Here is a 13127-nt window from a genome sequence, read left to right as displayed (position 1 = left end):
GTTTAAAATCTCGGCCAAAAAGGCTAAAAATGGACTTAAAAACCCTCCTAGATCAAAACGTAATCTCTAAAAATACCCATGCGGACTTGTTTGCCGCAGCCGATCCGCTGCAAGTCGCTAGCAAATTTAAAACGCCCGAGATATCGCTCATCTGCGCGCTTTTTGCTTACGGCAACGCAAAGCTAATCGTAAATTTTCTAAATTCGCTCGACTTTTCGCTGCTGGATAAAAGCGAGGAGGAGATCATCTCAAATTTGACGCGGCACAAATACCGCTTTCAAAGCTGCGAGGACGTGCGGCAGATTTTTATCACCGTTTCACGCCTAAAAAAGCACGGCGATATCGAAAGCGCGGTGAGATCTGGCTTTGAGAAAAACGGCTCGATGATAGACGGTATAAACGAGCTTATTAAATTTATCTACTCGCTAAACCCTTACCGCTCGGAGGGATATGAGTTTTTTTTCGGCAAGCCTTACGAAAAAGCGCCGCAAAGCCCGTATAAACGCTACAATATGTTTTTGCGCTGGATGGTGCGAGATAGCGACATCGACCTTGGGCTCTTTAAAAGCCTGCCAAAAAGCGAGCTCCTCATGCCTCTTGACGTGCACACACACCGAGTTTCGCTAAATTTGGGCTTAATCTCTCGCAAAAGCTATGATTTTAAAGCCGTGCGCGAGCTAACGGACAAGCTTTGCGAATTTGACCCAGCCGACCCAATCAAATACGACTTTGCGCTCTACCGCATCGGTCAAAGCGGCGAACTGGCGCAAATTTTAAGCTGGATAAAGTAAATTTGACGGGTTTTGCTTTACGCGAAACGGCGGCAAATTTGAGGCATCGCGGCGCATTAAATTTAAGAAAATTTAAAGCCTAAATTAATCAAATTTAGGCTATAGTTACCTTGCAATTACATTTTAAGGAGAAAAAATGAAAAAAATCGTTTTAGCTAGCGCGGCTCTAGGCTATCTACTGGCTACTAGCGCCCTTGCGCACGAGGAAAAAGCCTTTGATCCAAAGGCAGGCAAGCACCTAGTCGTAACTATGGAGCAACTAAGCGAAAAGGGCAACACTGTCGTAGGCGAGGTCGTAGCGATCGAGACTAACTACGGCGTGGCGCTATTCCCGAATCTTAAAGGCCTTGAGGGCGGCGCGCACGGATTTCACGTGCATCAAAACGCTGACTGCGGCGCAAATGAAAAAGGCCTAGGCATGAAAGCGGGCGGTCACTGGGATCCGGCTGAGACTAAAAAACACTCTTTTGCATGGGACGACAGCGGCCACAAGGGCGATTTACCTGCGCTTTTCGTTGATGCTGAGGGTAACGCGGTTTATCCTGTGCTAGCTCCAAAAATCAAAACAATCGACGAGCTAAAAGGCCACTCGCTAATGATCCACGTCGGCGGCGATAACCACAGCGACCATCCAAAGCCTCTTGGCGGCGGCGGCGCTAGAATGGTTTGCGGCGTTATAAAATAATCCCGCATTCGCCGATTTGCCGCGCTCGGCGGTCGGCGGATTTTTCTTTTTTTACTCAAATTTGACGTGATTTAAATTTGCTCTAAAGGCGTTTTGGACGTTAAATTTGATAGCCTGCTTTTTAAACCTACACTTTTTAAATATAAATTTTATCATCGTGTTTTACAAATGAAATTTTAAAAACTATGCCAAATTTACCCTTATCAAATTTGACTCAAATTTCGGTATCTAAATTTACGAAATTTGTTCCAAAATTTCAAAATAAAATCGCCGACTGTACCGGCAAATTTTACAAAATACGCCGCAACCCAAACTGCTAAATTTAACCCTGCTTGGCAAAAATTACTCGCAGTTTTATTAAATTTTAACCATAGTAAAACAAAAAGCCAAATTTTATAAATTTTTAAATTTTTCGTAGTATGATTTTGTTTTTTGAAGGGGTAAAAATGGACTTTGACTTCGGCGTTACAGCGTATTTGATATTTTTTGCGGCGGCGTTTGCGGCTGGCTTCGTCGACGCGATCGCGGGCGGCGGTGGACTGATCGCACTACCCACGATCATGGCGATGGGCGTACCGCCTCACGTGGCGCTAGCGACGAACAAGCTCCAAGGTACTTTCGGTAGCTTCACGGCGGCGCTAAATTTCGCCCGAAAAGGCATGATAAATTTCCGCGAAGTTTTTATCGGCATTGTTTTTACATTTATCGGCGCGTGCGTCGGCACGGTGCTTATTTTGTTTTTGAGCGCCGAGTTTTTGCGCATTATTATCCCGTTTTGTTTGATAGCGATTTTCCTTTATACGCTTTTGATGCCAAAAGTCGGCGACGAGGATAGGGCTGCCCGAATGAACGCACGAGCCTTTTACGTGATATTTGGCCTAATTTTAGGCTTTTACGACGGATTTTTCGGGCCTGGAGCGGGCAGTTTTTGGACGTTTGCGATGGTTGCGCTCATCGGGCTAAATATGAAAAAAGCCGTCGCGCATACGAAAATCCTAAATTTTACCAGCAACATCGTCTCTCTTGCCGTTTTTATCGCGGGCGGACAGATACTTTGGGCGGTAGGGCTTTTGATGGGCGCGGGGCAGGTTTTGGGCGCGTATTTCGGTTCAAATATGGTCATGAAAAAGGACGTTAAATTTGTTAGAGTCGTATTTCTAGCCGTCGTGGGCGCGACGATATTAAAGCTCGTTTACGATAGATTTTTCGCGTGAGCAGGATTTTAAAAAAACGGCGACGAAATTTGGGCTAAATTTTGTAAAAAAGCTAAAAACCGGGCGAAATTTGGGGCAAACTTAAAAAACTTTTAACGTTTATTTAGATAAAATTGCGTCTAAAATTTATAAATTCAAGGTTAATCTATGCAAGAAAATTTGTTTTTATTTACGGGTTGGATCGCTTCTTTTTTTACGACTAACGACCATGTTATTCATGCGGTAAATTATGCGGGACATCTTGCTATTGTCGCTCTTATCGTAGTGCTTTTTGCTAAACTTGCTACAAAAAATATGCAGCTAGTGCCTCGCGGCTCTCAAAATTTGCTTGAGGCATATCTGGAGGGCGTGGTATCTATGGGCAAGGACGTGCTAGGTAGCGAAGCGCTGTCTAGAAAATATCTGCCGCTAGTCGCCACTATCGGTTTGATCGTATTCGTGAGTAACATAATAGGCATAATACCTGGATTTGAGGCTCCTACTTCGAGCTTAAATTTGACTCTTACTTTGGCGCTCGTTGTTTTTATATTTTACAACTTTGAGGGTATTAGACAAAACGGCATCATTAAGTATTTTGCGCACTTTATGGGACCGAACAAATGGCTAGCTCCGATAATGTTTATCGTTGAGGTCGTTTCGCATCTATCTCGCATAGTATCGCTTTCTTTCAGGCTTTTTGGCAACATCAAGGGCGATGATTTGTTTCTTTTGGTCGTGCTTGCGCTAGCGCCTTGGGCAGCTCCGCTTCCTGCGTTTGTTTTGCTTACCTTTATGGCGTGCTTGCAGACATTTATCTTTATGATTCTTACTTACGTGTATCTTGCCGGCGCAATTTTGATCAGCCACGAGGAACACTAAAATTTAAATTTATGCGTCCGCTAGCTAAAATACGCTAAAAATCGGCGGGCGCAACCTTTTCTTTTTATCTAACTTAAATAAAAATCCTGCTAAAATAAGCCCTAAATTTTAAATAAAAGGCAAATTATGTTTGAAGTCGTTATCGGGCTAGAGGTTCATACTCAGCTTAATACAAAAACTAAAATTTTCTGCTCTTGCTCCACGAGCTTCGGCGATGAGGCAAATACTCACGTTTGTCCGACCTGCCTGGCGCTACCGGGTGCTTTACCGGTATTAAATAAAGAAGCCGTGAGAAAGGCGATAAGCTTCGGTGCGGCGGTAAATGCGACTGTAAATAAACGCTCTGTTTTTAACCGTAAAAACTACTTTTATCCGGACCTTCCAAAAGCTTATCAAATTTCGCAGTTTGAGATACCGATAGTAGAAAAAGGCGAGCTTTTTATCGACGTAAACGGCGAGAAAAAGCGCATCGGCATCACTCGTGCGCACCTTGAAGAAGACGCGGGCAAAAATATCCACGAGAGCGGACAGAGTCTAGTCGATCTAAACCGCGCCGGCACGCCTCTGCTTGAGATCGTGAGCGAGCCTGATCTGCGCAGCTCCGACGAGGCGGTTGCATATCTAAAAAAACTGCACTCGATTTTGCGATTTTTAAACATCAGCGACGCTAATATGCAAGAGGGAAGCTTTCGCTGCGACGCCAACGTCAGCATCCGCCCAAAAGGCGACAGCAAGCTCTACACCCGCGTAGAGATTAAAAATTTAAATTCGTTTAGATTTATCCAAAAAGCGATCGATTACGAAGTCGAGCGTCAGAGCGCGGCGTGGGAAGACGGCAAATATGATGAGGAAGTTTATCAAGAGACTCGCCTTTTTGATACAGTAAATTTAGTCACGCGCTCGATGCGAGGCAAAGAAGATAGCGCCGAGTATAGATATTTCCCTGATCCCGATCTACTACCAGTCGAGATCCCAGAGGAGATGTATAACGAAGCGATCAATATCCCCGAGCTTGCCGAGCAAAAGGTCGCTAGATACGAGCGAGAGCTTGGCGTCAAAGAGGACGATGCCGTAGTTTTAACTAGTAGCGTGGAGACGGCGAGGTATTTTGAAGAGCTAATCGCTGCTAATATCTCTCCTAAGCTTGCCGTAACATGGCTCATCGTCGAGCTTTTGGGTCGTCTAAAAAACGGCGCCACGATCGAGACGTCGCCCGTAAATTCGGCTAAGATGATAGAGCTTTTGCGCCGCATCGAAGACGGCACGATAAGCGCCAAGGCGGCAAAAGAAGTGCTTGACTACCTCATGGAAAACGAGGGTAGCGTAGACGCCGTCATCGAAAAATTAGGATTAAAGCAGGTCAGCGACGACTCGGCCATCATAGCGACAATAGATCAAATTTTAAGCGCGAACGCCGACAAGGTCGCAGAGTATAAAAGCGGCAAGGACAAGCTTTTTGGATTTTTCGTCGGACAAACGATGAAAGAGGGCAAAGGTGCGTTTAATCCTGCAAAAGTAAATGAGCTTTTGAAGGCTAAACTGGGGTAAATTTTGTTCTATTTCGTCGTTTCGGCGCTTAAATTTTGTTTTTTCCGACGCAACCGTTTTGCGCTAAATTTGGCTTAAGCAAGCTTTTGGAATTAAATTTTTGCTAAATTTATGAGTTTGCAGGAGCCAGAAAGGTTAAATTTGACAAAAAACGGATCAAAATTTATTTCTCGAATTTATCCTCGCGCGGTTTTAAACCATCAAATACGGCGCCGCAAAGCCGCCCAAACCGATAAATTAAAAATGTTAAGCGCGTTTTATTTTGCGTAAAGTCGGCATCGGCAAAATTTGAACTTTTAAACCGAGTTTAAATTTAACGAGCTTTGCAAGACTGCTAGCGGCGTGAATAAATAGGGTAAATTTGCTTTGCGATAGTTTTAAATTTCGACTTTCTTTGACGTCGGTAGCGATAAATTTAAAACGCTTTCTGCGAACATGGGATCAATTTTTACAAAAAGTTAGCGATAAATTTCGCTAAAAGCGAAGTAAGCCGATCAAATTTAGCTAAAATAAACGTAAATCACAAAAAAGAGTAAAAATGAAAATAGCCATCATCGGAGCGGGGAAGTGGGGTAGCGCGCTTTTTCACGCGCTTTCACAAAAAAACGACTGCGTTATCAGCTCGCGCAGACAGCTTGAGGGCGCGCATTTTGTCGGCCTAGAGGAGGCGCTAAAGTGCGATCTGCTCGTCGTTGCCATACCTTCGCAGTCCGTTAGCGGCTGGCTAAAAGAGTATTTTAAAAACTTTGGGCAGAAAATTTTAGTCGCCTCAAAAGGCATCGAAACCTCGAGCCTTCGTTTTTTAGACGAGATTTACGAGCAGCACGTAGATGCGGCAAATTTGGCCTTTTTATCGGGCCCTAGTTTTGCTAAAGAGATACAAAACGACCTTCCGTGCGCGCTAGTTATAAATTCTAAAAACGAAGCTCTTGCGCGCGAGATTTCAGGGCTTTTCCCGCGAAATATTAAAGCCTACGCTAGCAGCGACGTTATCGGTGCCGAGATTGCGGGTGCCTATAAAAACGTCATCGCGATCGCGGGCGGTATCTGCGACGGGCTTGGGCTTGGCAACAGTGCTAGAGCTAGCCTCATTTCGCGCGGGCTCGTCGAGATGGCGAGATTCGGCGAGTATTTCGGCGCGCAGCAGCAGACCTTTTTGGGTCTTAGCGGGGCGGGCGATCTTTTCCTTACGGCTTCATCGGTGCTTTCGCGCAACTACCGAGTGGGCTTAGGGCTTGCTAAAAACGAGAGCCTTAACAAAATCCTAAACGATCTAGGCGAGGTCGCAGAGGGCGTGGATACCTCGTACGCGATAGAGAAAATCGCCGCTAGCAAAGACATCTATACGCCGATAGTAAACGAGGTCGCGGCGATGCTGCGCGGCAAAGACGTACAGGAGAGCTTAAAAGACCTGCTTAGCAAAAAGTAAGATTTAGGCTTACTCGTTTTTCGTTAAAATCCGGGATGCAGTTTTTGGCGTTTGCATCTATGACGAAACCGGCGCAAAGATTGCGGGGTATACAAAACCGGTCTTAGCGGTAAATGAAGTTTTAGAACTTTTTTGGCGGCAGCATGCCGCATTGCCCGTTAGTTTGCGATATCTACGGCGCAAAATCTGTATGTAAAAGCGGTACTTGATAAATAAAATTTCGTTGCTAAATTTAAAAACCATCCTTTTACTAAGCTTGAGTAAAAGCAAAATACGGCGCAATAAATATACGTATAATCCACGGTAAATCTCAAAGCAAATTTAGAAAATCTTAAATTATTCGCCGTAAGAGAGGCAACTAAACTCATAAATTTAAAATTTAGCTTTGTAAAATTCGTCCTTGATATCGTCGCATTTACCCTAAAGATACGACGCGGGCCTATAAGGGCTTTAGAGCGGGCGGCTTGATACTGGCAAATCTCACTTATAAACGAGCAAATATAAAAACCAAATCTAATGTATTTTAAATATTTTTTACAAAAGGCTTGCGTAAAGACGGCAAAGTTAAACCGTTATAGAGCAAAAGCGCCGTAAAAACCGTACTATTTCGCCTAAATTTTGCGCGTTATCCATAAAAAATTAAAATTGCCGCAATCATTGCAATATTTTAAGAGCGCATAAATAGTCCAAAACGGCCTAATGCATATTTTTGATGCGGCGATACGACGCGTTTAGGGAAAATTTGGTAGGGTACTCGCGACTATTTGCTAAAAAGTCGTAGCCATTTTGGCTTTGGCCGCGTTGCAGAGCAGGCATGATAAGCGCACCGTAGCCCTTAGCTTTGGCACAAAGGAATCAAGCCACATAAAATCATCGCGGCTTAGCACAATTTGCCAAGCTTGCGTTTGAGTTTGCTAGGCTTGCCTAGTTTGCGATTAGGGGTTTAGGCTTAGCGATATTTGGAGCAAGAATCTGGAGAAAATTACCGCGCCTTTGCTTTGGGTCAAACGGCAACCAAAAATACGGCAAAAACGTAGCGCTCTAGTCTGACCGGCGGGTCTAAACTAAGCCAAGTTTTAAGATAAGCCTAAATTTAGCGTTTGCGGCGGAAAACTCGTGCCTAATTTAGCCAAATTTTAATCATCCAATTTGCCGCTAAATTTAGGTTTTGATACGTAAAGCTACGAGATAACCTCAAGCGTTCTGATGCCGTCTTCAAGCGTCGCTATATCGCTATTTTGGCCTTTTAGCAGGCTGGTAAAGGCATTTAGCTCGCCGCTTAGCGCTTCGCTTTTTTTTACGAAGCAGGTTTTTTGCGAAAAAGAGTTCGCGTCTAAATTTGTATAAAATTTAAGCTCCTGCGAGATCAAATCCGCCTCGAAAACGCCGCCCTCGCAGACGACTTCGATGGTTCGCTTTTTAAACGGCGATAGCCACGAAACCCTAGCGCAGGCCGTAGCGCCACCGCTAAGCTCGAAGCTTAAATTTGCGCTATCCTCGCAGCTAGCGTGGATGCGGCGGGATTTTAGGATATGCGAGCTCAAAATCTCCTCTCCGCTAATAAATCTAATCAAATCTATATCGTGTACGGCAAGGTCGGCTAGCACGCCCACGTCGCCGATACGAGTCGGAAACGGCGAAATCCTAGTCGTATGAATCTCGTAAATTCGCCTTTGGGCTAGTTCGTTTTTTAGCGCGCAGACTGCGGGGTTAAATCTCTCTACGTGTCCGACTGCCGCTTTTATACCCAGCTTTTTAGCCGCCTCCGCTATCTCGCGCGCCTGAGGGGCGCTAGAGGCTAAGGGCTTTTCTATGAGTAAATTTACGCCTTTTTGCGCGCATTTTATCGCGGCGTCTTTGTGCGCAAAAGTGGGCGTCGCGATGACGGCGGCGTCCAAATCCTCGCTCTCTAGCATCTTATCTAAGTCGCCGTAATGCTTGCAGCAAAAATCCCCGCTAGCAAATGGATCGCACGTAGCGACTAGCTTTGCGTCCGCTACGTTTTTCAGGGCGCGGGCGTGATTTTTACCCATTACGCCAAGGCCGATAACGGCAAATTTAAGCATGATTGATAACCTCTATCACGTAGTCTTGCTCTTGCTCGCTCAAAAACGCCGACATCGGCAGCGCCATGATGTCCTCGCTCACGCGCTCACTAACGGCAAAATCGCCTTTTTTGTAGCCAAGATCCTTAAAGACCTCTTGCAAATGTAACGGTAGCGGGTAATAAACTCCAGTCGGCACGCCTTTTTGCGCGCAGATTTCTAGCATCCTAGCTCTATCTTTTACGCGGATGCAGTACTGAGCCCAGACGCTCGTATTTCCGCTTTCCACAAAGGGCGTTACGACGTTTTTTAGGTTTTGGCCGTAGCGTGCAGCGATCTCTTGGCGGCGCGCGATTTCGTCGTCAAAGTATTTTAGCTTCACGTTTAAAACGCCCGCTTGGATGGCGTCTAGCCTGCCGTTTATGCCGATAGCACTATGGAAATACCGCTCTTTTGAGCCGTGATTTAGTAAAATTTTTATCTTTTGCGCCAGCTCGTCGTCGCTCGTAAATATCGCTCCGCCGTCGCCGTAGCAGCCAAGCGGTTTAGCGGGGAAAAACGAAGTCGTGGCTAGCTTTGATAGACTGCACGACCTTGCGCCCTCTTGCTTCGCGCCAAAGCTTTGCGCCGCGTCCTCGATGACGGTTAGGCCGTGCTTCGCGGCGATTTGGTTGATGCGTTTCATATCGGCTATTTGACCGAAAAGCGAGACGGGCATTATGGCTTTGGTTTTTGGCGTGATTGCGGCTTGGATTAGGTTTGGATCGATGTTGTAGGTTTTTTCGTCGATATCGACGAACACGGGCTTAGCTCCCGTTAAAGCTATCATCTCGGCGGTCGCAAAAAAGGTAAAAGGAGACGTGATGACCTCGTCGCCGCGTCCGATACCAAGAGCTAGAAGCGAGACAAATATCGCGCTAGAGCCGTTGCTGCAGGCTATGGCGTGCTTTGCGCCGCTAAAGCGAGCTAAATTTTCCTCTAGCAGCGCGACCTTTTGGCCGCCGATATACGCGCTAGAATCTAGCGTCTGCGCGATTTGCTCGTCGATTTCATTTTTGTATTTTCGGTATTGTCCTTGCAAATCTATAAAATTTATTTTCATTTATTTTCCTCGATTTAAGATTAAAAATTATACTACTAAATTTATTAAATTTATCAAAATACTCGTATTTTAGGGCTTTTTGGACTTAAATTTAAGCAAAAATCCGCAACAAAAACGGGTCTAAATCCCCTCGCTAGCCATCCCAGCCTCGATTAAAAACCGACTCGGCTGATAGTTTATCTTTTTAATTTTGTCGTATTTGGCGTAGCTTAAAATCAGCTCGTCGCGCGCCCTTGTGACCGCGACGTAAAAGAGTCGCCGCTCCTCCTCGAGCGAGCCGCCCATGCTCATGAGTTTGAGGTTTGGGAAGCGATTTTGCGCGAGATCGACTACGAAAACGAGGTCAAACTCAAGCCCCTTTGAGGCGTGCACGCTTAGCAAATTTACACCTTCACCGCTGCTCATCTCGCTGCTGCCTAGCGTGATAAAGTTATAAAATTTCTCCGCCTCCGAGTAGTTTTTGGCCAGTTCGCCCAGCACCTCAAGCTTGCCCGCGATGCGCTCGAGGGCCTCTTTTTTTAGCGTTTCGTCGATGTTGCCGTTTTTTTGCGTGGCGCGCTTGGTGGCAAGACTATCGGCGATGAGAGCGTAAATTTTGCTATTTTTGAGATCTTCTATCAGCGAGGTCGGGCGCGAGTGGCGTTTGGCGGCGCTTAAAAAGTTGTAAATTTCATACAAAAATTGCCCGCCGCTCTCGCTTAGTTTTTGCATTTTTAAAATCGGGTGCGCGAAAAAATCCTCGCAAAAGTTAAATTTAGCAAAGCGCGACTTCTCCCCGACCTCGTCAAGCTCGTCAAAAAGCCCCAGTTGGTAGTTTTTGGTCTTTTTAGCAAAGGCCTCCACGCTATCGTCAGGCTGCAAAAATCCGCGCACGACGTCGCCGTGTCCAACCTTGCTTAGTACTTCAAAAATCTCCTTGCTAAGCGCCGCACCGACGCCTTTTGCGTATTCGCACACGTGGATAAAGGCCATGATGTCTTTTGGATTTATAAGGATGCCTAGCAGGTCCATCGCGGCGCGCACCTCGCGGCTCTCAAAAAAGCTCACGCCGCCCTTGCGCTTGGAGCCGATACCAAGCTCTCGCAGCGCGACTTCTAGGCCGTCGGCGCTCGAGTTGTTGCGAAAGATGATGGCGATGTTTTCTTGTTTATATTTTGAAACGGCGATGATCTGCGCGATGTTTGCGTACTGGTCGAAAAGCTCGCTATAAACCAGCAGCTTTGGCGAGGTAAATTTACCCTCGCGGCCGACGACTAGCTTTTTTTCGTAAAGGCGCGGGTTGTTTGCGATCACCTTGTTAGCAAGGGCTAGGATAGCGGAGCTGCTGCGGTAGTTGATGTTTAGCGCGTAAATTTTAGCGTCTGCGAAGCGGTCCTTAAACGAGCCGATGATCTCGATGTTTGCGCCGTTAAAGGCGTAAATACTCTGGTCAAAATCCCCGACGCAAAAAAGGCTTTTCGTCTCAAAGGCGCTGATTAGCGAGCCTTGCAGCGAGTTTGTGTCCTGATACTCGTCGACTAAAATTTCCTCAAATCTTAGCGGCGCGCCTTTTCTCAGTTCGTTACGCATTTTGATAAGCAAGTCGTTAAAATCCGCATAGCCGAATTTGCTCTTTTCCTCCTCAAATTCGCGCAAAACGTCCTCGTAAATCTCGGCATATACGCCTTGCTCGTCGCTTCGCTCTTTTAGCCATTCGCCAAACGTCTGCTTTAGGGCTAAATTTTGAAATAGCGAATACGCGTCGTAAAGATAAGCGCCCCCATAAGGCTTAACGTCGCTTAGGTGGTTAAATTTACGCCTCTCGACGAGCGATTTTAGTAGAGTTTTTAGCTCGCTAGGTTGCTTTAGCGTGACCGGTTTTTCTAGAAATTTAAGTAGCGAATAAGAAACCGAGTGAAAGGTGCCAGCCGTGATGCGCGAGGTGATTTTTTTATCAAAATGTCGGTTTAATCGCTCGATCATCTCGGCCGCAGCCTTGTTGGTGAAGGTTAGCAGTAGGATTTTTTCGGGCTTTACGCCTAAATTTAGCAGATGAGCGATGCGCGCGACGATGGTGCTGGTTTTGCCGGTGCCCGCACTTGCTATAACTAGATTGTGTCCTGCTGGAGCGGTCGCGGCGGCGTATTGTTCTTGATTTAGTTTTGAAAGGGGCATATTTTCCTCGCGTTTAAAAGGGCAGATTATACCCAAACGGGCTTAAATTTATAAAATTTTGAGCCGGCGAGGAGGGATGGTTTGTTTTGCTCGCGCGGCGGTTTTGTATTTTAAATTTGAAACGCATGCAAATTTGACGCACCCAGACCCGAATCTTTATTTGATACATTGCTTGAAACAATTTTACTTCTTTGTTAAGGGGGGGGATGGCTTGAATTACGCTCTGCTTGCAGCTGCTAGCGTAGCGACGCAGAAACCCTCTCCAACCCCACTGCACGCGAGATGCGGCGACATAGCTTTGCTGATGCAAAGCGTCATGGGTTTTTAGTTAAATTTAAGTGTAACGAATTTAGCATTTTCAAGATACTGGTCTTGGCAAGTAAAATTTTGAGTCAAATTTGCAAATTTAGTCAACATTGACTCCAAATTTGAACGTAAAACGGCAAGGCGAAGTATTTTTGCGTTTAGACGAGGCGATTTTAAATTTGGCGACGGGAGCTACCTTGTCGGTAGTGACCGAGCCGAATTTAAAAGCAACGAAGTATAAACCAAAAAGACGAGCCGCTATTTGTCGAATTTCATAGAGCTATCAAAGCCTAGGCCGAAATTTGCGCGGCTAGTGTAGTCCGCCCAAACGGTTTGCTGATTTTCGGTCGGGCGCTTTCTGGTGTAGCTAAAAATGCCGACCGGGTTTTGCGCCCCGTAAAGCGAGCCGGCGATGCCGTTTTGCACCTGGAAACTCTCAAACATCGCCATAGGTATCGCAGTCGTCGAGATGGTGTAAAAGCCGTCCCAGAAGCTATTTCCTACGACGCTGCCCTCAAAGCCGCGCGTTTGCGGGCGTCCGACCGTCGCGCCGCCACGCATCTGAATTTGCGCGGACGGGAAAAATTTAACCGCCTCTTCGTAGCCCGTTACGCCTTGGTGGTTTATTATCTCCTTGCTTACGGTGTTGATTTGGTAGGGTAAATTTATGACCTTTTTGCCCGCTAGCATGCCTTGCTGGACGTTTTTTGTTAAAAATCCTTCGCTGATGCCGCTTTCGCTGATATTATCGCCGACGCTGTTTATCTCGACGCCGCCAAGCTCGACGTTTTGAACGCTATTTGCTTGATTTGCGCTTTTAGCGGTGGGCGACGCGCTAGCCTCGGCGGCGTTTGCCTGAGCGGAAAATACCGCCAACGCGGCGCACGCGGCAAGGGAAATTTTACCTTTCATTTAAGCTCCTTATTAGAATTTTATAAAAATATTCTATTTTATATTTTTATATTCGGAATATTATATTTTATTTGCTTAATACG

9 protein-coding genes and 1 pseudogene are annotated in these 13127 nt (G+C 46.0%); 6 read left to right on the top strand and 4 right to left on the bottom strand.

The window, feature by feature from the left end; genetic code table 11:
- Window positions 1-29: 29 nt before the first annotated feature.
- The 6 genes from QZ157_RS04255 to QZ157_RS04230 all read left to right on the top strand — a co-directional run bounded on the left by QZ157_RS04255 (window position 30) and on the right by QZ157_RS04230 (window position 6525).
- On the top strand, window positions 30-791 hold the full coding sequence (locus tag QZ157_RS04255) for a TIGR02757 family protein (protein WP_295142253.1): 762 nt from the start codon (window positions 30-32) through the stop codon (window positions 789-791).
- A 136-nt stretch (window positions 792-927) separates the two neighbouring features.
- Window positions 928-1476 carry a superoxide dismutase family protein gene (locus QZ157_RS04250; protein WP_295142250.1) on the top strand — a complete coding sequence of 183 codons (549 nt, stop codon included), beginning with the start codon at window positions 928-930 and terminating at the stop codon, window positions 1474-1476.
- Window positions 1477-1922: 446 nt separating this feature from the next.
- Window positions 1923-2690: a TSUP family transporter gene (locus QZ157_RS04245; protein ID WP_295142247.1), complete on the top strand. Its 768-nt coding sequence runs from the start codon at window positions 1923-1925 to the stop codon at window positions 2688-2690.
- 147 nt (window positions 2691-2837) lie between these two features.
- Window positions 2838-3548 (top strand): F0F1 ATP synthase subunit A, encoded by a 711-nt coding sequence (locus QZ157_RS04240; protein ID WP_295142244.1) that lies wholly within the window; start codon window positions 2838-2840, stop codon window positions 3546-3548.
- 126 nt (window positions 3549-3674) lie between these two features.
- Window positions 3675-5096 carry an Asp-tRNA(Asn)/Glu-tRNA(Gln) amidotransferase subunit GatB gene (gene gatB / locus QZ157_RS04235; RefSeq protein WP_295142242.1) on the top strand — a complete coding sequence of 474 codons (1422 nt, stop codon included), beginning with the start codon at window positions 3675-3677 and terminating at the stop codon, window positions 5094-5096.
- 538 nt (window positions 5097-5634) lie between these two features.
- Window positions 5635-6525 (top strand): NAD(P)H-dependent glycerol-3-phosphate dehydrogenase, encoded by an 891-nt coding sequence (locus tag QZ157_RS04230; protein ID WP_295142240.1) that lies wholly within the window; start codon window positions 5635-5637, stop codon window positions 6523-6525.
- A 1181-nt stretch (window positions 6526-7706) separates the two neighbouring features.
- Here the strand turns inward: QZ157_RS04230 and QZ157_RS04225 are convergent.
- The 4 genes and pseudogenes from QZ157_RS04225 to QZ157_RS04210 form a co-directional block, all read right to left on the bottom strand.
- Window positions 7707-8591, bottom strand: a complete 885-nt coding sequence (locus QZ157_RS04225) for a Gfo/Idh/MocA family oxidoreductase (RefSeq protein ID WP_295142238.1) — start codon at window positions 8589-8591, stop codon at window positions 7707-7709.
- Window positions 8584-9672: a DegT/DnrJ/EryC1/StrS family aminotransferase gene (locus QZ157_RS04220; RefSeq protein ID WP_295142235.1), complete on the bottom strand. Its 1089-nt coding sequence runs from the start codon at window positions 9670-9672 to the stop codon at window positions 8584-8586. The genes QZ157_RS04225 and QZ157_RS04220 overlap by 8 nt, the downstream gene beginning before the upstream one ends.
- A gap of 120 nt (window positions 9673-9792) precedes the next feature.
- Entirely contained in the window at window positions 9793-11826 is a 2034-nt protein-coding gene (locus QZ157_RS04215) for an ATP-dependent helicase (RefSeq protein ID WP_295142232.1), read from the bottom strand.
- 567 nt (window positions 11827-12393) lie between these two features.
- Window positions 12394-13044: pseudogene (locus QZ157_RS04210) on the bottom strand (Plug domain-containing protein); the annotation flags it as partial.
- Window positions 13045-13127: the final 83 nt, after the last annotated feature.

Source organism: uncultured Campylobacter sp. (assembly GCF_905372745.1).
Classification (GTDB): Bacteria; Campylobacterota; Campylobacteria; order Campylobacterales; family Campylobacteraceae; genus Campylobacter_A.
Note: the sequence above shows the minus strand (reverse complement) of the source record. Positions and strands in the feature narration are given on the sequence as shown.

What these genes read in the sequence shown, in the direction of transcription:
- QZ157_RS04255 (WP_295142253.1), top strand. Translation starts at nt 30, where the DNA reads ATGGACTTAAAAACCCTCCTAGATCAAAACGTAATCTCTAAAAATACC.
- QZ157_RS04250 (WP_295142250.1), top strand. Translation starts at nt 928, where the DNA reads ATGAAAAAAATCGTTTTAGCTAGCGCGGCTCTAGGCTATCTACTGGCT.
- QZ157_RS04245 (WP_295142247.1), top strand. Translation starts at nt 1,923, where the DNA reads ATGGACTTTGACTTCGGCGTTACAGCGTATTTGATATTTTTTGCGGCG.
- QZ157_RS04240 (WP_295142244.1), top strand. Translation starts at nt 2,838, where the DNA reads ATGCAAGAAAATTTGTTTTTATTTACGGGTTGGATCGCTTCTTTTTTT.
- gatB (WP_295142242.1), top strand. Translation starts at nt 3,675, where the DNA reads ATGTTTGAAGTCGTTATCGGGCTAGAGGTTCATACTCAGCTTAATACA.
- QZ157_RS04230 (WP_295142240.1), top strand. Translation starts at nt 5,635, where the DNA reads ATGAAAATAGCCATCATCGGAGCGGGGAAGTGGGGTAGCGCGCTTTTT.
- QZ157_RS04225 (WP_295142238.1), bottom strand. Translation starts at nt 8,591, where the DNA reads ATGCTTAAATTTGCCGTTATCGGCCTTGGCGTAATGGGTAAAAATCAC.
- QZ157_RS04220 (WP_295142235.1), bottom strand. Translation starts at nt 9,672, where the DNA reads ATGAAAATAAATTTTATAGATTTGCAAGGACAATACCGAAAATACAAA.
- QZ157_RS04215 (WP_295142232.1), bottom strand. Translation starts at nt 11,826, where the DNA reads ATGCCCCTTTCAAAACTAAATCAAGAACAATACGCCGCCGCGACCGCT.